General features: G+C 64.0%; 10 protein-coding genes and 1 tRNA gene. 3 read left to right on the top strand and 8 right to left on the bottom strand.

From position 1 onward, the window contains the following. Positions 1-41: 41 nt before the first annotated feature. The 8 genes from QRM60_RS00500 to QRM60_RS00465 all read right to left on the bottom strand — a co-directional run bounded on the left by QRM60_RS00500 (position 42) and on the right by QRM60_RS00465 (position 8,287). Complete coding sequence (locus QRM60_RS00500) at positions 42-1,310, bottom strand: MFS transporter (protein ID WP_285445368.1); 1,269 nt, start codon at positions 1,308-1,310, stop codon at positions 42-44. Between the two features lie 193 nt (positions 1,311-1,503). Then, entirely contained in the window at positions 1,504-2,208 is a 705-nt protein-coding gene (locus QRM60_RS00495) for an aspartate/glutamate racemase family protein (protein ID WP_285445367.1), read from the bottom strand. Between the two features lie 144 nt (positions 2,209-2,352). After that, positions 2,353-3,264: a DMT family transporter gene (locus QRM60_RS00490; RefSeq protein WP_042598948.1), complete on the bottom strand. Its 912-nt coding sequence runs from the start codon at positions 3,262-3,264 to the stop codon at positions 2,353-2,355. Next, the gene (murB, locus tag QRM60_RS00485; protein WP_285445366.1) at positions 3,258-4,310 is read right to left on the bottom strand and encodes a UDP-N-acetylmuramate dehydrogenase; all 1,053 of its coding nucleotides are present in this window, start codon (positions 4,308-4,310) and stop codon (positions 3,258-3,260) included. The genes QRM60_RS00490 and murB overlap by 7 nt, the downstream gene beginning before the upstream one ends. Then, entirely contained in the window at positions 4,307-5,362 is a 1,056-nt protein-coding gene (locus QRM60_RS00480; RefSeq protein WP_285445365.1) for a quinone-dependent dihydroorotate dehydrogenase, read from the bottom strand. The genes murB and QRM60_RS00480 overlap by 4 nt, the downstream gene beginning before the upstream one ends. Positions 5,363-5,367: 5 nt before the next feature. Further along, positions 5,368-6,135 (bottom strand): class I SAM-dependent methyltransferase, encoded by a 768-nt coding sequence (locus tag QRM60_RS00475; protein ID WP_043921735.1) that lies wholly within the window; start codon positions 6,133-6,135, stop codon positions 5,368-5,370. A 2-nt stretch (positions 6,136-6,137) separates the two neighbouring features. After that, on the bottom strand, positions 6,138-6,422 hold the full coding sequence (locus tag QRM60_RS00470) for a DUF4190 domain-containing protein (RefSeq protein ID WP_011036963.1): 285 nt from the start codon (positions 6,420-6,422) through the stop codon (positions 6,138-6,140). A 332-nt stretch (positions 6,423-6,754) separates the two neighbouring features. Continuing rightward, positions 6,755-8,287: an aldehyde dehydrogenase family protein gene (locus QRM60_RS00465; RefSeq protein WP_285445364.1), complete on the bottom strand. Its 1,533-nt coding sequence runs from the start codon at positions 8,285-8,287 to the stop codon at positions 6,755-6,757. Positions 8,288-8,423: 136 nt separating this feature from the next. On the opposite strand from QRM60_RS00465, the gene QRM60_RS00460 reads away from it, so the two are divergent. From QRM60_RS00460 to QRM60_RS00440, 3 genes are all read left to right on the top strand, one after another. Further along, positions 8,424-8,500: transfer RNA gene (locus QRM60_RS00460), tRNA-Arg, on the top strand. 892 nt (positions 8,501-9,392) lie between these two features. Continuing rightward, complete coding sequence (locus tag QRM60_RS00455) at positions 9,393-11,093, top strand: ShlB/FhaC/HecB family hemolysin secretion/activation protein (protein WP_285445363.1); 1,701 nt, start codon at positions 9,393-9,395, stop codon at positions 11,091-11,093. A 69-nt stretch (positions 11,094-11,162) separates the two neighbouring features. Beyond that, complete coding sequence (locus QRM60_RS00440; protein ID WP_343237641.1) at positions 11,163-25,559, top strand: hemagglutinin repeat-containing protein; 14,397 nt, start codon at positions 11,163-11,165, stop codon at positions 25,557-25,559.

The raw sequence follows: 25,559 nt of genomic DNA, 5'->3' as shown, positions 1-25,559 counted from the left end.
CCGCTCGCTAGGTGTTGGCAGCGGTTCTAAGAGGGGTGTACCTACTCACGTTGCCACAGGCGGGCGCCAACGATGGCTCCGATGGATGCCAGCAGAATCACGTAATACGCCGGCCCCATCGGGTGTTGCTTGAGCAGCAGCACCACGAGCAACGGGGTCAGGCCGCCGAACACGGCATAGCCCAGGTTGTAGGCGAACGACACGCCGGACAGACGCACCACAGGTGGAAACGCCTCGACCATCACGCGGGGAATCGCACCCAGCACGCCCAGCGCAGTACCGAGCAGGGCATACAGCGGGAACAGCAGTTGCGGGTCGCCTGCCAGGCGATAGAACAGCCATGCGCTGATGCCCAGGAATACGCTGCCGGCCAGCAGAACACGCCCGTTGCCCCAGCGGTCCGAGAGCGCGCCGGCCACCACCGAGCCGATGGCCTGCATGAGCACTGCCAGCAGGTTGGCCTGCAGCGCGACCGGTGCCGGATAGCCATACGCGGTCTGCAGCAGCGTGGGCGTCATCAGCGATACCACCAGCACTGCGGCGGCCACCACCCAGGTCAGCCACAGCGACAACGCGAGACTGCGCGGGTGATCGCGCAGCACCACTTTCAGCGGCGTCTCGCGTGCCAGCGCACGCATGGCCACCAACTCAGCGAACACGGGCGTTTCATGCAGCCAACGCCGCAAATACACCGACAGCAGGCCGAAGATGCCGCCGGCCAGGAATGGCAGTCGCCAGGCATATTCGGCGATTTCCTGCGGGGTGAAGGCGCGATTGAGTGCGCCAGCGCTCAGCGAACCAAGCAGCACGCCGGCAGCCAGGCCAGCAGTCAATGTGCCGCAAGCCAGCCCTCTGCGTCGCGCGGGCACGTGTTCTGCGACGAACACCCATGCGCTGGGAACCTCGCCGCCAATGGCCGCTCCCTGCAGCAGACGCATCGTCAGCAGCAACAGCGGTGCCGCCACGCCGATCTGCGCGTAGGTCGGCAGCACGCCGATAGCGAGCGTGGGCAGCGCCATCAACCCGATGCTCAGCGCAAACATGCGCTTGCGCCCGAGCAGGTCGCCGAAATGGGCCATCACAATGCCGCCCAGCGGGCGGATCAAATAGCCGGCGGCAAAAATACCGAATGTCTGCAACTGCCGCGTCCATTCCGGAATGCCGGGCGGGAAGAACAACTCGCCCAGCACCTTCGCGAAAAAGATGAAGATGATGAAGTCATAGAATTCCAGCGCGCCGCCCAGCGCGGACAAGCCCAGCGTTCTGTAATCGCGGCGGGTGAGCTGCGTTGGTAGGGCGTCGGTGGTCATGCAATTGCATCCTGTCGCGGGTGGCGACGCACTGCCATTGAAGCTTGGTAACGCGCCGAGCATCTAATGCTAGCTGCCATGCAGTGCCGTCGCTACGGCGTTTGGGCAATGAAATGCCGATAGCACCTATCAGACTTCACGCAAATATGCTGTTGCTTCGGTCAGGGCGCCATTGCTGCGCCTTCGTCGCGAATCAGCCGGACACGCTTGCCAACGCGGCCGCCTCGGCGTGCAACGCGGTGGTGTCGAACAACGGTAGCTGCGCATCGGTGCTATCTACCAGCAGCGAAATCTCGGTGCACCCCAGGATGATCGCTTGCGCACCGTGCTGGCCGAGGTCGGCCATGACATGACGGAAATAGTCGCGCGATCTCGGTTTGATCACGCCCTGACACAACTCGTCGTAGATCACCCGATGCAGCTGTGCGCGTGCCTCGGCCGGCGGCACCAGCACGTCCAAGCCCCGCGCTTCCAGGCGCTCGCGATAGAACGGCTGCTCCATGGTGAAGCGCGTGCCAAGCAGCCCGACACGGAGGGTACCCGCAGCGACCAATGCATCGGCGGTGGCATCGGCGATGTGCAGCAACGGTAGGGGTGTGGCGGCGGTGATCGCGTCAGCAACGCAGTGCATCGTGTTGGTGCACAGCACGATGAAGTCGGCGCCTCCGGCTTGCAGTGCACGCGCTGCTGCTGCCATCGCCTGGGCGGCCCCCTCCCAATCGCCGGCATGCTGCAACCGCTCGATGTCATGAAAATTGACGCTGTAAAGCAGCAGCTTCGCCGAGTGCAGGCCACCGCACGCAGGGCGCACGTGCTGGTTGATGATGCGGTAGTAGGGCAGGGTGGATTCCCAGCTCATTCCGCCGATCAAACCAATGGTTTTTGTTGGGACCGGCATGCGAACTCCACGTCAGTGCGGCGGATGGTAAATCGGAAGAATGACGGCGCATGTGGCACGCCGCACGCGGCGACGGAAGTGTACGTTGGCATTGCCGAGGAGATGCATGGCCAGCGAGCCCATCCAGCTGCTGCGTGGACCCGCTCACTCGCCCGGTTTGGCGCCTTCCACCGGCGCATGCGTCGCCGCGCGGCGCGCCAGCACGGTTTCGCGATGCGCGATGTACACGTTGGCAGAGATGATGATCGCCGCGCCGATCACCGTGTGGCGCGCGATCGCTTCGCCGAACAGCCACCAGCCCAGCAAGGCCACCAGTGGCAATTGCATGAAGCTGATCGGCTGCAACGCAGAGACTTCGCCCAGCTTGAGCGCACGCGTCCAGAACAGTTGCCCGGCGGTGCCGAAGATGCCGGTGGCGACCAGCCACAGCCAGTCGATCCCGTGTGGCCAGGTCCATTGGAACAACGCGGGGATCAATGACATCGGCACCCAGAACACGTAGGTGTAGAACACCACCGTGTCCGAATCATCGCTACGCGAGAGCTGCTTGATCTGGATGGCGACCACCGCGCTGATCACCGCGGCCAACAGTGCAATCAGCAGCCCGGGCGTAAACGTGGACGAGCCCGGCCGCAGGATCACCAGCACGCCCACAAACCCCGCCGCCACCGCCAGCCAGCGGCGCAGGCGCACCTGTTCGTGCAGCCAGATCACCGCCAGCACGGTGACAAACAACGGCGTGGAGTACGACAACGAAATAGCCTGCGACAGCGGCAGATGCCCGATCGCCCAGAAGCCGCACAGCATCGAGGCCAGGCCAATCAGCGTGCGCGCCAGGTATTGCGGCAACTGGCGCGTGCGCGGCAGCGGTTTGCCAGGGCGCACGATCAACGGCAGCAGCGCCAACAAGCCGAATGCGTTACGGAAAAACGCAATCTCGGTCGTGGCGATGTCCTTGGACGCCAGCCGGATGGTGATGGCCATCAGGCCGAACGCAAATGTGCTGACTAACATCCACAGCGCAGCGCGCGCCGACGCGGGCTGCGCTGTCACCAATGCGCTCCGATCACGCGCGGCTCCGGTTCCAGGATCACCGAATACCGCTCCCGCACCGATTCGGCCACCTGGCGTGCGAACGCCAGCAGCTGCGCGCCGGTGGCATTACCGTGATTGACCAGCACCAAGGCATGCGCTTGGGAAATGCCGGCGTCGCCCTCGCGCCTGCCTTTCCAGCCGCATTGTTCGATCAGCCACGCCGCCGAGAGTTTCCCCTGGCCGGGCTGCTCGCCGGGGAACACCGGCATGTCGGCAAAGCTCGCCTGCAAAGCGGCAATCTGCTCGCTCGGCAGCAGCGGGTTCTTGAAGAAGCTGCCGGCGTTACCCAACACCTCTGGGTCAGGCAGCTTGCGCTGGCGGATGTTGATCACCGCCTGCGCCACATCGGCCGCGCCCGCGAGTTCGGCGCCCATGTGCGCGAGTTCTTCGCGGATGCCGGCATAGTCCAGCCGTAATTCGTGCAGCAGTGGCAGATTGAATTCCACCGCCACGATCAAATACCGGTCCGGCTGCTGTTTGAACACGCTGTCGCGGTAGCCGAAGGCGCACTCGGCCGGCGTCATCCGCACGAACTGCTGGCTGCCGCGGTCGTAGGCTTCCACCACATGGATGAAGTCGCTGACCTGCGCGCCGTAGGCGCCGATGTTCTGGATCGGGCAGGCACCCACGGTGCCGGGAATCAGCGCCAGGTTTTCCAGGCCGGAAAGCCCCTGCTGCAGCGAATACATCACCAGCCCGTGCCAATTGACCCCGGCGCCGGCGCGCACGATGGCGTGGTCGGCATGGTGGGCGATGATGGTGATCTCGCGGTTGTCGAAACACAGCACACAGCCGGGCGGGTCGCCGGCCAGCAACACATTGCTGCCGCTGCCCAGCACCAGCAGTGGTTGCCCGGCGATCTGCGGCGCAGCCAGTGCGTCTGGCAGCGCCTCGGGCGCATGGATGTTCAACAGCCAGCGCGCCGTGGCATCCACATGAAAGGTATTGAGTGCGCGGAGCGGGGCGTGTTCGGTGAGTTGCCAGCGCAGCGGCGATGCCGCGCTCATAGCGGCCCCACCGCGCCGCCACTGGGCGACTCACGGCGGCGCCGGATTGCATCCACGCACTCGCCGATCAAGCGCGGCCCGCGGTAGACCAGGCCGCTGTAGCACTGCACCAGGCTGGCACCGGCGGCCATCTTGGCCACCGCATCGGCGCCGGACGTGATGCCGCCCACGCCGATCAACGGAATAGACTCGGGCAGGCGTGCACGCAGGCGACGCAGCACCAGGGTGGATTGCCCCAGCAGCGGTGCGCCCGACAGGCCGCCGGCCTGCTCGGCCATCGGATGGGTGGCCACCAGGGTGCGCGTCACCGTGGTGTTGGTGGCGATCACGCCATCCACCGCCAGGTCAGCCAACACGCGTGCGGCCGCATCGATGTCGCGGTCGTTGAGGTCCGGTGCCACCTTCACCAGCATCGGCACGCGCTTGCCGTGTTGGGCGGCCAGGGCTTCCTGGGTTTCGCGCAGATCGGCGATCAGCCGGCGCAGCGCCTGTTCTTCCTGCAGCTCGCGCAAACCGGCGGTATTGGGCGAGGAAATGTTGACGGTGATGTAGTCGGCCAGCGGATACACGCGCTCCATGCAATAGCGGTAATCGCTGGTCGCTTCCTCGTTGGGCGTGTCCTTGTTCTTGCCGATGTTGATGCCGAGCAGGCCACCGCGCCGGCGCGCACGCTGCACGTTGTTCACCAGCACATCCACACCCAGGTTGTTGAAGCCCATGCGGTTGATCACCGCCTGGTATTCGGGCAACCGGAACATGCGCGGCTTGGGGTTACCCTCCTGCGGCTTCGGCGTCACCGTGCCGATCTCGACAAACCCGAAGCCCAGTGCCAGCAGCGCATCGATATGCTCGCCGTTCTTGTCCAGCCCGGCGCCCAGTCCCACCGGGTTGGGGAACATCAGCCCGAAGGCAGGCGTGGGCAGGGGCACCGGCCGGGTGGCCACCAGCGCCGTGGTGCCGGTGCGGTAGGCGGTGTCGATGGCGCGCAGGGCCAGCGCGTGGGCGCGCTCGGCGTCGACGGCGAACAGGAAGGGGCGGGCGAGCGAATACATGCGGGTCAGTTCAATCTCCCGGCAAACACGCGGGTCTGGTAATGGAAATCGATGTGCCCATCCTGGGCATGTGCATCGAACAGGGTGCGCAGCGCGGCAAGCATCGGTGCATGCCGCGGATCGTGCGCCAAGGGCGCGTACGACGACGATAGCAGGCGGCCGCGCAAGGCCTCGAAGTCCAGCTGCTGCACGTTGGGAAACTTGGCCATCGCAACGAAACCCTCGCCGAACCACGCCTGCATGGTGGCATCGTCCTGGTAACGCTCGGCCACGGCGGTGTAGTCGGTGCCGTAGTCCAGCAACAGCTGCTCATAGCCGCGCAGGAACGCCGTGCTGTCCAGCTCGCGGCTGTTCCAGTACACCACCGCCAGGCCGCCGGGTTTGAGGATGCGCGCCCATTCGGCACGCACCGCGAGCATGTCGAACCAATGGAAGGCCTGCGCCGCAGAAACCACATCCACGCTGGCATCGGCCAGCCCGGTGGCCTCGGCAGTGCCGTCGACCGCCCGGAATTTGGCATAGCTGGCCAGCCACTGCTGCGCTGCTTCGCGCATGGCCGGATTGGGTTCCACCGCCGTGACCGGGTAGCCGGCCTCCAGGAACAACCGACTGGAAATCCCGGTGCCGGCACCGATGTCGGCCACGTGGTTGGCGGGCGTCACGCCGAGCTGCTCATGCAGCCAGCGCAAGACCTGCGGTGGGTAGCTGGGCCGGTAGCGCACGTACGCGGCCACCCGGTCGTTGAACCGTTGCGCGGAGGAGGGCGCGGCCATGCTCACGCGTTTGCCGCCGCAAACCAGGCCAGGCCGCCGAAGAACAGGACGAAGATCGCCACGCCCGCAATCCACATCGCCACCGAGATCCAGCCCAGGAGCAGGCCGCCAACGGCCAGCCCATCGCCTTCCAGGCCTTGCGGATTTCGCCGGATCTCGCCGCGCGCCAGGTGGCCGGTGATGATGGCGCAGACGCTGCCCAGGAACGGCAGCAGGGTCCAGCCGAGAATGCCTGAGACCAGGCTGACGATGGCCAGCGTGCTGGTCTGTCGGACGACATGATTCATCACAACTCCTTGGGTGGCCACGGCCGGAGGGCAGGGCGCCGCACAATTATCCCAGAGCGGGCACGCAAATGGCGTGCGGTCTGCGGCGGAATGGCGGTTGTGCAGTATGGCCTGCAGCGGTGCATCGGGTCGGGGCCGAGGCGTGAGGCGGTCTTTTGCGCACTGGTTGGGCAAGCGCTGGCGTTGCATGTGCTCGCGTTGGCCCCGGCGGGGCAGCGCGCAGAAAGCAGCGCGTGCGTCGCTGCAGGCAGTGGTACCAACAGGCGCAGCGAGCGCCAGGTGCCAGCACCGGACAGCGCCCCGGAGCCCGGGGCGCTGCGATCACAGAGTGATCAGAGGTCGAACTTGATGCCTTGCGCCAGCGGCAGCGAATCGGAGTAGTTGATGGTGTTGGTCTGGCGACGCATATAGACCTTCCACGCATCCGAGCCGGATTCGCGACCGCCGCCGGTTTCCTTCTCGCCACCGAACGCACCGCCGATCTCCGCACCCGAAGTGCCGATATTGACGTTGGCAATGCCGCAGTCGCTGCCGGCCGCCGACAGGAACTTCTCAGCCGCCTTCAGGTTCTGGGTGAAGATCGACGACGACAGGCCTTGCGGCACGCCGTTCTGCAGATCGATCGCCTCATCCAGCGTGCTGTACTTCATCACGTACAGGATCGGCGCGAAGGTCTCGTGCTGCACCACCGCGTCGCTGTTCTTCAGCCCGGTCACGATCGCCGGCAGCACGAAGTTGCCGGGGCGATCGATGGCGGTGCCGCCCACTTCGACCGTGCCGCCGGCGGCCTTGGCCTTGGCGATGGACTCCAGGAACTGTTCCACCGCACCGCGGCTGTTGAGCGGGCCCATCAGGTTGGCCGGGTCGGTGGGGTCGCCGATCTTGCTGTCGAGCTGCTTGTACGCCTTGACCAGCGTGGCCAGCACGTTGTCGTAGATCGACTCGTGCACGATCAGCCGGCGCGTGGTGGTGCAGCGCTGCCCGGCGGTGCCCACCGCGCCGAACACGATGCCTGGCACCGCCAGCTTCAGGTCGGCGGTTTCGTCCAGGATGATGGCATTGTTGCCGCCCAGCTCCAGCAGGCAGCGGCCCAGGCGGCGGGCGACCTTCTCGGCGACCATGCGGCCAATCTGGGTCGAGCCGGTGAAGCTGATCAGCGGGATGCGGGTGTCTTCGACCAGCTTCTCCGACAAGGAGGTGCTGGCATCGTTGATCAGGAAGAAGATGTCCGGGAAGCCGGCTTCCTTGAGCGCGGCATTACAGATCTTCATCGTTGCGATCGCGGTCAGCGGGGTCTTGTTGGACGGTTTCCAGATGCAGATATCGCCGCAAATGGCCGCCAGGAACCCATTCCACGCCCACACGGCCACCGGGAAGTTGAACGCACTGATGATGCCGACCAGGCCCAGCGGCTGGTACTGCTCGTACATGCGGTGGCCCGGGCGCTCCGAATGCATGGTGTAGCCGTACAGCATGCGGCTCTGGCCCACGGCGAAGTCGGCGATGTCGATCATCTCCTGCACCTCGCCATCGCCTTCGGGCTTGCTCTTGCCCATTTCCAGCGCCACCAGCGAACCGAGCGCGTCCTTGTGCGCACGCAGTGCCTCGCCGCACAAGCGCACGGCCTCGCCACGACGCGGCGCCGGGGTGGTGCGCCATACCTTGAAGGCGGCCTGCGCGCGCGCCACGATCAGCTCGTAGTCCTCCGGCGTGGTGGCCTGCACATCGGCGATCACCGCATTGGTGGTCGGATTGAGCGGCTGCAGCACCCCGGCACCGGTGGCCTGCGACCAGGTTCCCTCGCCAAGATAGGTGCCGGCATTGGACGGGGCGAGGTCGAGCGCCTTGAGCAGGTCAGCGGACATGGAATCTCCAAGAAAGTCGGGACGGCCGCGCCCCGCACCAGGCAAGACGCAACGCAAGTAGCCGCCGATTTTAGCAGGCTCCCCGCACCGCCCGCCGGCTTGGCAAGCCGGACGAACATGCGACAATGCCGCCCTTGGCCCCGTAGCTCAGCTGGATAGAGCGTCCCCCTCCTAAGGGGAAGGTCGCCCGTTCGAATCGGGCCGGGGTCACCAGGAATCAGGGGTTTTGACGCTCTGACTGGCTTGGGGCACAAAGCCGCAATTGCGTCTTCACTGTCGGTCAGTTCGTCATCCAGTGCTCCGCACCAGCGACTAATTCGCCCGTATCCGGGCGCTCGTGGGATCACGTTGCCCTTACCCGGTGCTGCGTGCTTGCCGAGGCCATTCTGAAAAGCTCGTTGAGTCGAAAAATGGGTTCAAGCTCGTCCCAATTTTCATCAGTGCGCTCGCGGTAAGTGGAATCCGCTATGTATCTCGCAACCTGATCTTTATCTGATTTCCATGGTCAGGTTCAGTGGGTTGTCATCGCCTGACATGCCCTTGGACAAGCTGCCCCTCGCTAGCACCTGACTTCTTCATCGCTTAAGCCCTCGCAACAATGGGGCATAGGCCGGCGAGTTCTATTTAGATGCGCCTGTTAGGTGAACACGCCCGAGACGTCCCTCAGGCACTAGCAGCTAACCAGCCGCTGGCTTCTGTTCAAGCAGCGGCAACGTGCCTGGCAACTTTTCTTTTCCTTGATTCCAAACTGCCTGCTGATAACGTCGACCTGGCTTCTATGCCCTTGTGAACATCCCTTAGATAAAGGTAATTAAGGGAATTTGGAGGACGTTAGGCGCCAAGTCTCAACTTGCCACCCAGTTATCCACGTTCTTTGCGTCGCAACTCAGATTTATTTATGAGATTTGCGTCACAAATCGAAAAGGGTGGGACTTTTCTTACAGGGAGCTCCCTACACGCAGCGTTGACCCCCTGTTCACGTTCCAGCAAAGTTGCGCCGGATTTGCGTGCTGACGGGTTGGATCGCCATTTTGGCGGCCAGGTACGCCGATGCCAGCGGGGTCGCGCAGCAGCGCGGTAACGCTGTCAACAGGGGCAAGACACGATGTGGAAGCGATCGGCGCCTTTTGCGCTGGCGGCTTGCCTATGGGCGGTTGCCGGGCAGGTGGCTGCACAACAGGCAGCACCCACCACGCTGGACCGGCAGGAGCAGTTGCGTCAGGCCGAAGAGATCCAGCGCCGGCAGGAGCAGGAGCGCCAGGCGCCGTTCGCCGGCCCGCGCGAGGATGCCGAGCGGGTTGATGCGCGCAGCACTTTGCTGCCCAAGGAGGAGCTGTGCTTTGCGATCACCCGTGTACGTGTGTCCGGTGCTGGGGCGGATGGGGCGCGTTTTGCGTGGCTTTGGAAATCCCTGCGCCGGTATGAAGGCCGTTGCATCGGGCGCGCAGGGATCGATGTCATTCGCCGCCGCGCGTTGGACCAGCTGGTTGCACGGGGCCTGGTAACCACGCGCATCGGCGTGCCCGAGCAGGATCTCTCACGCGGCGAACTCCGCTTTGAATTGATGCCTGGCCGCTTGCGCGACGTGCGCATCGTGTCCGATCAGGGCAGCGCCTATTGGAAGAATGCGTTGCCACTGCGCCGTGGCGACTTGCTGGATCTGCGCGCGATCGAACAGGCCGTGGAGCAGTTCAAACGGCTGCCATCGCAGGACGCCAAGATCGATATCGCACCCGGTGATGCGCCAGGCGAATCGGATCTGGTCATCACCCTGCAGCACGGCCGTCGCTGGCGCGGCGTACTCAACGCCGACGATTCGGGGGTTGAGGCGACGGGGCGGATGCAGGGCGGTCTGGACGTGTCTTTCGACAATCCATTTGGCCTCAACGATGTGCTCAGCGTCGGCTACAGCCACGATCTGGCCACCCGCGACGAAGAGCGCGGCACGCGCGGCAACAGCCTGAGTTACAACCTGCCGTGGGGATGGTGGACGCTGGCGCTGTCTGCGTCCTCGTATCGTTATCACCAGCGGGTGGATGGGTTTCTGCAGACTTTCCAGTCCAGCGGCGAATCCAGCAACGCACAGCTGGATCTCCAGCGTGTCCTGCATCGCAACGGCACCAGCAAGACCTCTGCCGGCGTCACGGTGGGGCGCCGGCGCGCACGCAGTTATCTGGATGGCGTGGAAATCGGCATCCAGCGTCGCGATACCAGCAGTGCGGAATTCTATTTCACCCATCGGCGCTATCTGGGGGCGCTGCAACTCGACGTGCGGCTTGCGCACCGGCGTGGCACGCCGTGGTTCGACAGCCAATGGACCGGCTATGACCCGCAGATCGGTTTCCCCTCGTTCCGCTATGGCGTCACCACGCTGGACGTCAGCACCGCGCTGCCGTTCAAGCTGGGTGCGCTGCCATTTGCATGGGAAAGCAGCCTGCGCGCACAGACGGCGGGCGAGCTCTTGCTCGGGTCGGAATTCGTCACCATTGGCGGCCGTTACAGCGTGCGCGGGTTCGACGGCGAAGCCACGCTGGGTGCCGAGAAAGGCGCCTATTGGCGCAACACGCTCAGCCTGCCTGTGCAGCAACTCGGCATAACGCCTTACCTCGGCTTGGATGCAGGCCGCATTGATGGCAGCAGTGCCAGCGGCCTGCGCGGGCGCAGCCTGGTCGGCGGTGCCGTGGGCCTGCGTGGCGGCTGGTTCGGCGCCAGCATCGATGCCTTTGCCGGTTGGGCGATCCATCGCCCGGATGGTTTCGGCAGTGCCCAGCCTGCGTACGGCGCACGGTTGATCTACCAGTTTTGACATTGACCACGCTGCCGGCCGGCAGCGTGTTTTTGGATTGATGCCGCCATTGGCGGGCGAGAGAGACACATGGACAAGCAAACGATGGGCATGCGGGGTTACGTGGCCGAACAGTGCAAGCGCGGACTGGCGCTGCTGCTGTGCTGCACGGTGACCTGGACATCGTTTCCGGCGTGGGCGCAGGTTGCGCCAACGCCCAATCCCGGCGGTCAACAGCCCGGCCAGCAGGTCGCGGCCAACGGCGTGCCGGTGGTGGACATCGTCGCGCCGAATGCGCGTGGCATCTCGCACAACCGCTACAGCAACTTCAATGTTGGCCCCAATGGATTGATCCTCAATAACAGCGCGCAGATTTCCAAGACCGAACTTGGCGGCTACGTGGCCGGTAACAACAATCTGCAACGCAGCGGCGCGGCCTCGTTGATCCTCAACGAAGTGACCTCGGCCAGCAGCCGCCTGCAGGGCTATACCGAAATTGCCGGCGCCAAGGCGCAATTGGTCATCGCCAACCCCAATGGCATTTCGTGCGATGGCTGCGGGTTCCTCAACACCTCGCGTGTCACCTTGACGACCGGTACGCCCAACCTGGGCAGCGATGGCGCGTTGAACGGCTTCACGGTGACTGGCGGTGCGTTGAGCATCGGTAGCAATGGCCTGGATGCGTTCAATGTGGACCGTCTGGACCTGCTGTCGCGCCAGTTGAGCGTGGGCGGTTCCATCTGGACCAAGGAACTGGTGGCCACGGCCGGTACCGGCCGTATCAACTACGACGGCATGCTGCTGGATGTGTTGCCGGGCACCGATGGTGGCGCACCGGCGATCGGTATCGACGTTGCACAGCTGGGCGGCATGTATGCGGACCGGATTCGCCTGATCGCCACAGAGGCCGGTGTCGGCGTGGTAAGTCGCGGCACCTTGGCCGCGCAAAGTGGCGATCTGCAGATCGATGGTGCAGGGCAGGTGAGCTTGCGTGGCACCACGGTCGCGCGTGACGGCCTGAGCGCGCGTGCGGCTGGCGATCTGGAGCAGAGCGGCGTGCTTGGATCGCAACAGGGCACGGTCAGCCTGCGCGGCGCAGAGCTGCGTCTGGGGGGCGATCTGGTCGCGGCAGGTGCACTGGATGCGCAGGCCAGTGGCACGCTGACACACAGTGGGCGTAGCAGCGCGGGCTCGATCCGTCTGTTCGGTTCTCAATTGAACGCGGACGGCAGCTTGCATACGCAAGGTGTGCTGGACCTTGGCGCCGATGGGCTGTTGCGCACCGGCGGGGTTGCTTATGCAGGTGCGGGTGCGACCCTGCGCGCCTTGCGCCTTGGCGTGTCGGGGACACTGCAGAGCGGTGCTGCGATTAGCATGCAGGCGAACGACATCGATGCACTGGGAACGTTGGACGCAGCGACCGCGTTGCGGGTGAACAGCACAGGCGGCTTGCGCCTGGCGGGGCTGGCCCAGGCGGGGCAGGATGCCGATGTGCAGGCCGGCGGCCCCCTGGAGCTGCAGGGCCAGCTGGTTGCTGGCAATGCGCTTTCGTTGGGTGCAGGCAAAGTGCGTATCGCGCAAGGCGCGGCGGTATCGGCGGGTGGCGATCTGGCCATGCGTAGCGTCGGGTTGTTGGAGACGGCCGGTAGCGCCTATGCAGGCCGCGACCTTCAGGTCCAGGCGGGTGCGCTGAACAACGCCGGGCGCCTGTCTGCTGTGCGCGCTGCGCAAGTGGCGGTGGATCAGGCGGTGGACAACAGCGGCACGCTGGTCGCTGGCGCGAGCTTGCGTGTGGATGCGGCGCAGCTGGACAGCCGCGGCGATGTGGGCAGCCAGACGGGCGACACTGTGGTGCGGAGCCGCGGCAGCCTGAGTCTGCGCGGCAATACCGTGGCAGGCGCTGCGATGACGCTGGATGCCGCGACCACCGCCGATGTCTCCGGCACGCTCAGTACAGGCCAGTTGGATCTGCGCAGTGGCGGCAACGCCACGCTGGCGGGCGCGGTACAGACCAGCAGCGGTGCGCTGACTGTGGCCTCTGCTGGAACGCTGACCAGCAGCGGCATCCTGCGGTCCACGGGCGAGCTGGCGTTGCAGGCCAACGGGTCCCTGCTGCAGCGCGGGCAGCTGCGCAGCGACGGCAATCTGCTGCTCGCAGGTGCGGCCATCGATAGCAACGGCACCGTGGAGAGTGGTGGCAACCTTCGTCTTGCCAGCCAGGGCGACATTCAGCTAGCTGGCACCCTTCAAAGCGCAGGTGCAACTGCGCTACAGGCTGGTGGCCGGGTGGACAACGGCGGTGCAGTCGTTGCGGTGGGCACGTTGGGCCTGGATGCCGCAGCGCTGCGGAATGCGCAAGGTGCGGCGTTGTCGTCGCAGGGTGATGCCACCTTGCGTACCGTCGGCCTGCTGGATAACGCGGGCAGCCTGTCTGCCGGCGGCAACCTGCAGCTCACTGCAGCGAACGTGGTGCAACAGGGCAGCGCGACTGCGGGCAACGCACTGACCGCTTCGGTCAGCGAAACGCTCGACAACACCGGCAGCCTGGTCGCCAAGCAAGCCGTGCAGATCGATGCCGGCACGTTGCGCAGCAATGGGCAGCTTGGCAGCGAGTCGGCCGATGTGCGATTGAATTCGCAAGGCGATATGCGCTTGGGCGGCGTGGTAGCTGCGGCAACCGAACTCCAGGCAACGGCTGCCGGAGATCTGCAGCAAGACGGCGCCTTGCGTGGGCGATCGGTGACGCTGCAGGCCGGGCGAGACCTCACCACTGCAGGTAGCTTGCACTCCACCAACGCGCTGGACCTGCAGGCGCAGCGTACGCTGACCTTTGCTGCGCAGGGTGCGGTCGGCGGCGATGCGCGTCTGCGTGCAGAGACGCTCGCCACCACCAACGCTGCGGTGCTCCAGAGCGCCGGTGCGATTGGCCTGGACGCTACGGCCATCGACAGCCGCGGCAAGCTCGATGCTGCGGGCGACCTGCGTGCCAGCAGCCAGGCGGATCTGCGGCTTGCCGGTGTTGCGCAAGGCGGGCGCGATGTCACGCTGAGCGCTGGCGGAAACCTCGAGAATGCTGCGCAAGTGTTTGCCGGCGGCGATTTGGTCGCACAGGCGCAGCGCATTGAAAATGCCAGCGCCGGTGTGTTGGCCGCCGAGCGGGATGTTGCAGTGGAGGGTACTACGCAGCTGGTCAATGCCGGCCGCGTGCAGGCCGGTCGGGATCTTCAGATCACCACTGCCGGCTTCGAACAGACGGGCAGCGCCTCTGCAGGCGCTGCACTGACCGCAACGATTGCAGGCGCCCTGGAAAACAGCGGCAACCTGATTGCCAAAGATGCGCTACGCATTGATGCCGGCACGTTGCGCAGCAGCGGCCAGTTGGGTAGTGAGCGTGCCGCTGTCAGCTTGAACAGCCTGGGCGAAATGCAACTGGCGGGCGTGGTCGCTGCGGCAACCACCTTGCAGGCTATTGCAGCAACCGACCTGCAACAGGCCGGCGCGCTCAAGGCCCAGTCGATCGCACTCCAGGCTGGACGCGATCTCGCTGCCGCCGGCACCCTGCAGTCCACATCCACGCTCGATCTGCGCGCGCAACGTGCCTTGACCATCACTGGTCAGGCATCCAGCAGCGCAGCGACTTCTCTCACCGCCGGGACGATTGCCACCGGCGTCGATGCCGTCGTGCAGAGCGGCAGCGGCATCACCCTGGACGGGCAGTCCATCGACAGCCGGGGGGCGCTCGATGCCGCCAGTGACCTGCAGATTCGCAGCACTGGCGCACTGGCGCTGGCCGGTGTGGCCCAGGCCGGGCAGGACGTGGTGCTGACCGCCGGTGGCGCCTTCGACAACGCAGCACAGGTTGTTGCGGCGCGCGATCTGCGCCTGCAGGCGGCCACTGCCAGCAATGCAGCTGGCGGAACATTGGGGGCATTGCGCGATCTGCACGTGGAGACGGCTGGCGTGTTCGACAACGCCGGCAGCCTGCATGGCGAACGCAGCCTGGCGCTGAGCACGGGCGCGCTGCTGCAGCGTGGGCGTTTGTACAGCGGTGATGCGCTGTCGATCACTTCGCAAGGCGCATTCGACAATAGCGGCCAGTTGGTGTCCGGCAATGGTCTGAGCATTACCGCAAGCCGCGTCAGCAGCAATGGTCAGTTGGGATCGGTGAATGGCGCGGTGGCGCTGACCAGCCAGGGCGATGTCGACCTGAAGGGCGTGGTATCTGCCGCCACCACCCTGCAGGTCACGGCCGGCGGGGACCTGCTACAGGCGGGCACGCTCTCTGCGCAGTCTGTGACGCTGAATGCCGGGCGCGACCTCAGCGCTTCCGGTACCTTGCAGTCTGCCTCCACCTTGGACATGCAGGCGCAGCGCGCACTGCGCATAAGCGGCCAAGCCCAGGCAAACAGCATCGCCTTGCAGGGCGGCAGCGTGGCCACCGGGACTGGTGCCGTCGTCAAGAGTGTCGGTGCGATCACGCTGGACGGCGCTGCCATCGATAGCCGCGGTACGTTGGATGCCGGTAGCGATCTGACATTGCGCAGCACCGGTGACCTGTCTGTTGCCGGCATCGCGCAGGCAGGTCGCGACGTGGTGCTGAGCGCCGCGGGAACCGTGCAGAACGGCGGCCAGGTGGTGGCCGGTCGCGACATGTCGGTGCAGGCAGGGCGTGTCGACAACACTGCTGCCGGCGCGCTTGGTGCGGGTGGAGCACTTACCGTGGTCAGCGCTGGCGCGTTGCAGAACGACGGCGCCCTGCAGAGTGGCGGCGAGCTGCGCATGACCGCAGCAAGCCTCGATCAGAGCGGTAGCGCGTTCGCCGGCAATACGCTGGTTGCAAACATCACCGGTACGCTGGACAACCGCGGCAGTCTCACCGCCAAAAATGCATTGCAGCTGGACAGCGGTGGCTTGCGCAGCAGCGGGCAGCTGGGTAGTGAGACAGCTGGCGTCACGCTGCACAGCCGGAGCGATCTACAGTTGCAGGGCGTTGTGGCCGCGGCGACCACCTTGCAGGCCACTGCGGTGGGCGATCTGCAACAGGCCGGCTCGCTCAAGGCGCAGTCCGTTGCGCTGCAGGCCGGCCGCGACCTGGGTATCTCCGGTACGCTGCAATCGGCATCGTTACTCGACCTGCAGGCGCAGCGCACGCTGAGCATGACAGGGCAGGCGAGTGCCGCCGGCAATGCCAGCTTGCGTGGTGCGCAGGTGGTCACCGGTCAGGCGGCAGTGCTGCAGAGCGGTGGGGCCATCACCGTGGACGGTGCGGCGATCGATAGCCGCGGTGCGCTGGATGCAGCGACCGACCTGACGTTGCGCAGCACCGGCGACCTTGCGCTGGCCGGCATCGCGCAGGCAGACCGCAATGTCACCTTGTCTGCCACAGGCGCGCTTAGCAATGCGGCGCAAGTCGTTGCCGGCCAGGCGCTTGGCGTCACCGCAAACGGCGCGAGCAATGCCGCGACCGGTGTACTACTCGCCCAGGGGAGCACCACGCTGGCGATCGGCGGCCTGTTCGATAACGCCGGCGCCGTGCGTGCGGGCAACCAGCTGAGCATGAACGTCGGCAGCCTGCGCCAGACCGGTCAGGCCTACGGTCTGCAGGGCCTGGGGTTGATCGCCGGCGGCGCGGTGGATAACCGTGGTGATCTGATCGGCGGTAACGCGTTGCGCGTGGAAGCGGCGCAGCTGAGCAGCAGCGGCCAGCTGGGCAGCGAGCGCGGCGACGTCGCACTGATCAGTCGCGGCAACCTGCAACTTGGCGGCACGCTCGCAGCGGCAGGGGCGTTTTCGGCCCAGGCGGATGGCGCGTTGGCGCAGAGCGGCAGCGTGAGTGCCGGCTCCAATGTGGAGCTGCATGCGAAGGGTGACCTGAATGTTGCTGGCCAGCTTGGCGGCCAGCAGATCACCTTGAACAGCGATGCGGTCCTGCGCCAGCAAGGCGTGGTCAGCGGCACCACTGTCGGTTTGCAGGGCGCGCGTATCGAAAATGCCGGCCAGACCACAGCCTCCGGCAATCTCACCTTGCGCGCCGGCGAGATCAGCATTGGTGGCACCGTAGGCGCCGGTATTGCAGGCGATGGCAGCTTGGGCAACGGCAGCACGCTCAGCGTGATCGCAGACCGCCAGCTCACTGCGTCCGGCAAGTTGCTAGCCGGCGGCAATCTCATCGCACAGGGAAGCCAGTTGCAGTTGGCCGGTGCCAGCACGCGCGCCACTGGCAACGCCAGCTTGACCACAGGCGGTGATCTGGATCATCGCGGTGGCGATCTACTTGCGGGCGGTACGCTCAGCCTGCAGGCGGGCGGCCGTATCGATAACGGTCTGCTTGGATCGGTTGGCGGAAAGCTGCAGGCCAACCAGATCAGCATCGATGGCGGCAGCTTGAACAATGCCGGCGGCCAGCTGGTGCAAAGCGGCAGCGGAGCGACCCGCGTCGTGATCGGCGGTGCATTCGACAACACCGGCGGCACGCTGGCCAGCAATGGCCAGGATCTGACCATCAGTGCCGGCAGTGTGGAGAACGCGCAAGGCCGCATTGAACATGCCGGTGCCGGCAGTTTGTCGGTCACCAGCCGCGGCGCCTTGGGTAACAGCGGTGGACGCCTGGTCAGCCAGGGTCAGCTATCTGTCGGCGTAAGTGCCGCGTTGAATAACCAGAGCGGCGTGATTGCCGCGGCGGGCGATGCAGTGGTTACGGCCGCCAGCCTTAACAACGTTGGCGGCTCGGTGGCAGCGCGTGGATTGACTGTGCAAACCACCGGCGCGGCCGATAATCGTAGTGGCCTGCTGCAGGCCAACGGCGGTGCACTGACCCTGCGTGCAGACAGCCTCAGCAATACCGGGGGTACCGTGCACGCACTGGCCAATGCAGGCGTAGGCGGAGGCTTGCGCGTCGAACTGACGCGTAGCCTGGATAATGGCAATGGCGTGATCGGTGCCAGCAACGATGCAGTGATTACGGCGGAAAACATCAGCAGCAGCGGTGGCAGCCTGCAAGCCGGGCGTGACCTCAACGTCACTGCGCGCGGTCAGCTGGACAATCATCAGGGTGGCAAACTCAGCGCCGGGCGCGACCTCATCGTTGCGGCGACCGGTGCGCTACTCAATAGCGGTGGCCAACTGGATGCCGGCAATGCACTGACTGCATCGGCGGGCCGGATCGACAACACCCAGGGCAGCATCGTCAACAACGGAGGCGGGCTGACCCGCATCACTACCGGCGGTGCGCTGACCAACACCAGCGGCAATCTCGGTGGGCGTGGCAGCGTGGTCATCGATGCGGCCAGCGTTGCCAACAACAGCGGCCAGCTGGTCGCTGGTGGCGATTTGATTGCCAACACCAGTGCGTTGAACAACCAGGGCGGCAACGTTTACGCCGGCGCCAACTTCCGCCTGGAGCGCAGCGGCGCCACCTTGGATAACCGCAACGGCAAGATCAAGGCCGAGCAGTCGGTCCGCCTCAATGTGCAGAACCTGAGCAATGCGGGCGGGCAGATCGGCGCCGGCAGCACGACCGGTGGCGCTGGCGATGTCGTGATCGATACTGTCGGCTTCGACGGTGGCGGCAGCATCCTCGCGCAGAACCTGCTCGACATGACCCTGCGCAGCGACTACACCCACCGCGCCGGGGCCGACCTCACCAGCAATGGCGATTTCAATCTGCGCGTGGGTGGCAACCTGGTCAACGAAGCCACCCTCAAGGCGACGCGCCGGCTGGACATTACTGCCGGCAGCATTGCCAATCGCGCCGGTGCCAACATCGCGTCCAATGACACCCGCCTCAATGGGGGCGGCGTCATCGATAACGCGGGCAGCATCTCCGGCAATGGCGCACTGTCGCTGGTGGCGAACAGCATCAATAACACCGGCAGCATTGTCGGTGGCAATGTCTCTGTGAACACCGGCACGCTGGTCAATGGCGCGGATCTTGGTGGCGCCACCGACAACGCCGCCTACGGCTCCGCGTTGCTCGGCTCCACCGGCAACATGAGCCTTATCGTGCGCGACCAGCTGCTCAATCGCGACGCACGCATCTTCAGCCTGGGCAATATCGCCATCGGTGGTGCGCAGGATGCCGGGGGCACGCTGGTGTCGCGCACGGGTGTGGTGAACAACTTGTCGGGCAGCATCGAGGCGGACGGGAGCATCTTGATTGCGGCTGGTCAGATTAATAATCGGCGGCGGGTGATCAATGCAACAACCGGCCCTCTAACCGACGAAGAACGTTTTGCTGCAAATAGAGCGATGCCAGAGGATGTAATTCGGCGAGATCCAAGGCCCGGAGCGTCTGGAACAGGTATTCGCTATGCAGGACATGATCCAGGTATCTACCGCTCTTATAACGTTCGTGAGCGCGAAAGTCTGAATTCAGCAAGTGCTGAAGGTCGAATTATTGCTAGTAGGAACGTCGCTCTCTCTGGTTACGTAACGAACAACGTGTCGTCGATTGCTGCCGGTGGAGCATTACTGGTCAATCAGCGTGGAGTAGGTGGTTTATCAGATGCGATGCTTTCCGGCACCGATGATGTCTTAAATCAATCTCTAGCGCTAAAGCAAGTTGTCGACTATACGGATACGGAGTACAGGGCAACCCCAATTTACAATGACTGTATGCAGCGTCCAGGGCAGAGAATCGTCTGCTACTGGGAAGAAGAAGAGACCGTTGTTGGACGTGGCACATTAGATAATAGCTACACCGCCCTCGGCGCCAGCATGACCGGTGGCCAAGGCGTCAGTATCAATGGTGCCAACATCAGTAACGGCGCAGTGGGCAGTGATGGGCGTAGTGTCAGCGGCGCCTCGCTTGCAGCCGGCGGTCAGCAAACGGGCTTGAGTCGCCGTAACACCCAGGCCGCATCGGCCGTCGCAACGCAAGCCGTCATCGGCCGCGCCAACGGAGGCGCGGCCAGCATCGGCGTGGCAACCGGTACCGCCGGCAACGCGGGCGCTCAGGTTGGCGCCAATACGCAAGACGCCACGTTGGCCACATCCGGCAGCATCGTCGCCATGTCCATCGGGCCGGTCATGTCCAATGACAGTGGGCTGGTGCGCAGTACGGTTGACCAGGCCAACGTCCAGGCTGGGGGCGCCACACCTGGCGTTGCAGCGGGCAGCAGTGAAGGGCGGACACGTGTGGATCTGGCCAGCATCCCGGTCGCCACTGTGGCGGGCGGCGGGCAGACCTCGCTGAGCCAGATTGATCTGCCGATCGGTGGCCTGTATCGGCTGTCCAATGGCAACGGCACCGACCTGGCCGCCATGGGGCGCGCCGCCAATGGCTTAGGCGGCATCAACGCCTGGCGCAGCAACGGCCCTGGCCGTCGTTACCTGATCGAGACCGACCCGCGCTTCGTCAACTACAACAACTTCATCAGCAGCGATTTCCTGCTGGACAAGCTGGGCGTGGATCCGGAGTGGACCCAGACCCGCTTGGGCGATGGCTTCTACGAACAGCGTCTGGTGCTGGATCAGATCACCCAGCTCACCGGCCGCCGCTATCTGGGCAACTACGGAGATGGCGTTGCGCAGTACCGCGCGTTGCTGGAATCGGGGGCGTCCGCTGCCGGCCAGTTGCAGCTGAGCATGGGTGTCGGCCTGACCGCCGCACAGGCTGCCGCACTCACGCAGGACATCGTGTGGATGGTCGAGCAGGACTACCAGGGCCAGAAGGTGCTGGTGCCGGTGGTGTATCTGGCCTCCAACTCGCTGCAGTTGCGCGGCAATGGCGCCTTGATTGCCGGCGGCAACGTCGAGCTCAATGCCACCAATTCCATGAGCAACCAGGGCGTGATTGCCGGTGCCGATGTCAGCATCACCGCCGGCAATTTGCTCAACCAGGGCCGCATCAGCGGCACCGGCGCTGTCTCGCTGGAAGCGCGCAACGACTTACTCAACCAGGGCCAGATCCAGGGCCGCGATGTCGGGCTGCTGGCAGGCAACAACCTGATCAGTGAAGCAGCCAAGGCCATCAACGGCGTTGGCATTTTGTCCGGCATCAGTGCCAGCAATACGCTGCAGATGGTCGCCGGCAACGACATGACCTTGACCGGCACCCGTGTGCAGGCCGATGGCAGTGCTGCGTTGATCGCCGGCAACAACCTCAGCCTCACGCCCAGTGCGCTGCGCGACGACAGCGGGCTGCTGCGCGGTGGCGATGCGGTGTCCGTCACCACCGGCAAGGATCTGGTCGTCTCGGCAGGCAACGACCTGCAACTGCACGGCGTCACCATCAAGGCTGGCGGCAGCGCTGCGCTGCAGGCGGGCAACAACCTCTCGCTGACCCCGACTACCGGCCTGGACGGCAAGGTCGCCACCCGCACCAACATCAGCACCGGTGACAGCCTGCAGCTGACGGCGGGCAACGACCTAACCATTCGCCAAGCCGAGGTCAAAGCCGGTGGCGACCTGATCGCCGCAGCAGGCAACAACCTCAACGTTGAGTCCGTCCTCAACGAGAGCGAGAGCAATAGATACAACAGCCGCAACGGCAAGACCCGCGTTACGACGACAACCACCACGCAGACCGTCGACCAGCAGACTCTTACCGCCGGCGGCAATCTGATTCTCAGCGCCGGCAACGACGTCAATCTGGTCGCTGCCAAGCTGGACGCCGGCAAGGGTCTGGGCATCAGCGCCGGCAACGACATCAACGCCAGCACGCTGACCACGGTGGACACCAGCGATGTCCTGGAAACACGCAAGCGCTTCAAGCAGACCACCGCGACCCGAGACGAAACCGTCTACGGCACCGAGTTCAACGCTGGCGGCAACCTGGCCATGCAGGCCGGCAACGACATCAACCTGACCGCCGCCACCGCTGCAAGCAAGAACGGCGCTATCAGCTTGGCTGCCGGCAACGACGTCAACCTGCTCGCCGCCAGCGAGCAGCACGATGCCGTGCAGGACATGACCAAGAAGAAGAAGGGCACGTTCTCCAGCAAGACGACCACTACACATGATGAGTGGCAGGACACGCTGGCAGTTGGGACGTCACTGAGTGGCGATTCGGTTCAGATCGTTGCAGGTAACGACTTGCTGTCGAAGGGCACCCAAATCGTCGGCACTGGCGAGGTCACGCTTGCAGCAGGCAACAACCTGACCTTGGAAACCGCTCAGAACACACATAGCGAAGAGCATGACAAAGTCACCACCAAGTCCGGTCTGTTCGGAAGTGGCGGTATTGGGGTGACGCTCGGTAAGCAAAAGGTCACCACTGGCGCCGACATCGACCAGATCACGCATACCGGAACGACGGTCGGCAGCCTTGAGGGTGACGTCACCCTGGTGGCCGGCAACAAGTTGGCGATCACCGGCAGCGATGTCATGGCGCTTCAAGGCGACCTGACCGCGACCGGCAAGGACATCGCGATCACCGAGGTCTACAACGACACTGATACGGAACAGCGCAGCAAGTTTAGCCAAGGCGGTTTGTCGCTGACCTTGAGCTCGGCTGCGATCAGCCTGGCGCAGGCGGCAAACGACAGCTACAAGGCCAGCAAGGAGGTCAAGGGCGACAGTCGCATGGAAGCACTTGCGCTCGGATCGGCGGCCTACAGTGCATATGGCGCAGGTCAGGCCCTCGCACAGGCAGGCGGTTCGCTAGGCGGCAGCGCAAAAGATGCGGCTCAGGGCGCCAATCTGAGCATTGCCATCAGCATCGGCGGCAGCAAGAGCGAGAGCAAGAGCACGCAGACGGCCAGTGTCGCGCAAGTCTCCAAGCTACAGGCAGGCGGTGACGTCAACCTGATTGCCACCGGTGGCGGCGACCAGAGCAACTTGTTGATTCGTGGTAGTGACATCAAGGCGGGCAATGATCTGCTGCTGGCAGCCGATCACGATGTACTCATCGAAGCAGCCAAGAACACCGCCGAGCAAAAAAGTACCAGCAAGAGCAGCAGCGCGTCGCTGGGTGTCGGCATCACTTACGGCCCAGATGGTGCCGCATTTGGCGTGATGATCAGTGCAGCTGGATCGCGCGGCAAGGCCAATGGCGAGGACGTGACCTACAGCAATAGTCATTTGGCTGCGGGCAACACGGCCACGGTCATCAGTGGCAATGACACCACGCTCAAGGGCGCGCAGCTGTCGGCGGACAAGGTGATCGCCGATGTCGGTGGCAATCTGAGCATCGAGAGCCTGCAGGACACCAGCACATACGACAGCAAGGACAAGAGTGTTGGCGCGAGTGTGACCTTTGGCGCAGGGTTCAGTGCCAGCGCCAGCTATAGCAGTAACAAGGTCAGTGGCGACTTTGCCAGCGTGACCGAACAGAGCGGTATCCAGGCCGGCGACGGCGGTTTCAACATCCGTGTCGGCGGCAATACCGATCTGAAAGGCGCGGTAATCGCCAGCACCCAGGCGGCGGTGGATGCCGGCGTCAACCGCCTGCAGACCGGCACGCTGACCTATAGCGATATTGAAAACACCAGCAGCTACGACGCCAAAGGGTTCAGTCTGTCGGGCGGATATAGCAAGGGAACAGGCGACAAGAAGCAGCAAGGAGAACTCGGTCAGGTCCAGCCGACAGTCAACAACGGTGCAAACTGGTCGTGGCAGAACTTCCAGACTGGAAGCACCGGTACAGCGGCTGGCATCGGGACCAAAAGTGGCGACGCGACATCGACCACCACCAGCGGAATCAGTGGTGGCAGTTTGGTCATCACCGACGAGGCTGGGCAACTCGCCAAGACTGGCAAGACCGCTGCGGATGCTTTGGCAGGTCTGAAACGCGATGTGATCAGTGGCGATGACGCAAGTGGCTTGACCAAGCAATGGGATGGTCAGGCACTACGTGATCAAGTTGCCGCGCAAGCGCAGATCACCGCGACCGCAGGACAGCAGGCGACCAAGTTTGTTGGCGATTACGCACAAGGGAAAGTTGATAAAGCAGCGGAGCTCTATGCCGAAGCCGAGGCAACTGGTGATGACAGCAAGCGGATCGAAGCTGATCAGTTGATGAAGGATTGGGGCAATGGCGGCACGTTGCGCGTGTTGTCGCATGCGGTTGTAGGCGGTCTAACAGGCGGCACGGACGGAGCGCTAGGCGCAGCCGCAGGCACGGTGGCAGCACCGTACCTGGCAGAAGCGCTGGAGAAAGCAGGAATCAATAAAGCGGTGGCTGCAACGTTGACAGGGCTATCAACAGCCGCGCTAGGCGCTGTAGCCGGCGGCACTGCAGGCGGCGCCGCAGCATTGAATGAGGTGTCCAACAATTACCTTGGGCACCAAGAGCGCATGGAATATGCCACCGCCCTGATCGCTTGTTCCAAGTCTGGCACCCAGTGTGAGCGCGCCGAGCAGCTGAAGGCGCTATCGGAAGAACGCAATCTCCAGCTGCGCGGTGCGTGTAGCGATCCGGCAAGTGGCGTATGCGCGGAGCAGAAACAACTGGCCGCCGTAGCAATGCAGGATCAACTCGATCACGCGGGGGAATACACCACTTGGCTTGCGGGTCACGTGCCTGAGTTGGCTAGCCTGTTCAACTCCGATAAGGACGGAACGCTAACCAAGGACTTCGTCACCCATGTGACGACTGCGGACCTTGGCCACAAACTTGCGTGTGCTATGGCAGGTGGTTGCAGTAATCAGGCACTGGCTTCAGCAGCGTGGAACGGCAGCATCCCGCTATCGGTTGCAACCGCCGATTCTGCGCTGCGCGCGGCGCTGGGTATGGGAGCAGGTACGGTCGGTGCTACCGGCCGGGTCTGGGAAATGGTTGCCGGTGTGGCAGAGCTGGCCAAAGGTATGAGTCCTGCAGGCCAGGTCGGGAAAACGATTGATCAACTAGCCTACCTGTGGGGGAATGGTTACGCAGCTACCGCCGATAAGAACTTCAACGACGCAAAGGGCACGTTAAATGCGATAAAAACTGGCATCAGCGGCTATGCAGAGGATCTTGCATTTGCGGCCTACACGAACACGCACGGCTCTTGGGATATCTATGACATAGCCAAGGCGGGTGCAATTGGTGGCAAGGTCAGCGTTGACGTATTCTCACTTGTTGCTCCAGAGCTGTACGCAGTAAAGGGCGGCGTCGCTGCAAAGGCAGCCACAGGCGTGGGCGACGCGTTTAAGGCCGATGATGTAATTGAATACATAAATGGTTTGCGGCCTAATCAAGTGGTGAAAGGGCCAGACCTAGTAGAAGGCGCCCAGTCGCTTGTTGGTGCTAGTCGTGCTGTCATCGATCCGCGCAAACTGACAGAATATGCGTTGGATCCTAGTCATCCAGTTGGCGGAAATAAAGCGCGCGTTTTCGAATCAGTGCTTGGTTTTACCAAAAATAATTCAGACTTGCTCATGAGTCAAATTAAAGATGGAGTTATGAGTAACACTCCAATCCCAGGAAAAGTTGACCAATATGGGGTGAGGTTCACTGTTGATATTCCAGTTGTGGGTCCAAGGGGTAGCGGCATAGTCCGGAGTGGATGGATATATAGGCCCGGCTCAGATACGCCGGAATTAACGACAATATTTGTGAAATAA

The sequence above is a fragment of the Xanthomonas sp. fls2-241-TYG-148 genome, from assembly GCF_030208815.1.
Lineage (GTDB): Bacteria > Pseudomonadota > Gammaproteobacteria > Xanthomonadales > Xanthomonadaceae > Xanthomonas > Xanthomonas campestris.
This window is presented reverse-complemented; position numbering and strand designations above follow the sequence as displayed.

Coding starts and splice junctions, on each gene's coding strand:
- QRM60_RS00440 (WP_343237641.1), top strand. CDS start 11,163: ATGGACAAGCAAACGATGGGCATGCGGGGTTACGTGGCCGAACAGTGC.
- murB (WP_285445366.1), bottom strand. CDS start 4,310: ATGAGCGCGGCATCGCCGCTGCGCTGGCAACTCACCGAACACGCCCCG.
- QRM60_RS00480 (WP_285445365.1), bottom strand. CDS start 5,362: ATGTATTCGCTCGCCCGCCCCTTCCTGTTCGCCGTCGACGCCGAGCGC.
- QRM60_RS00495 (WP_285445367.1), bottom strand. CDS start 2,208: ATGCCGGTCCCAACAAAAACCATTGGTTTGATCGGCGGAATGAGCTGG.
- QRM60_RS00500 (WP_285445368.1), bottom strand. CDS start 1,310: ATGACCACCGACGCCCTACCAACGCAGCTCACCCGCCGCGATTACAGA.
- QRM60_RS00465 (WP_285445364.1), bottom strand. CDS start 8,287: ATGTCCGCTGACCTGCTCAAGGCGCTCGACCTCGCCCCGTCCAATGCC.
- QRM60_RS00475 (WP_043921735.1), bottom strand. CDS start 6,135: ATGGCCGCGCCCTCCTCCGCGCAACGGTTCAACGACCGGGTGGCCGCG.
- QRM60_RS00455 (WP_285445363.1), top strand. CDS start 9,393: ATGTGGAAGCGATCGGCGCCTTTTGCGCTGGCGGCTTGCCTATGGGCG.
- QRM60_RS00470 (WP_011036963.1), bottom strand. CDS start 6,422: ATGAATCATGTCGTCCGACAGACCAGCACGCTGGCCATCGTCAGCCTG.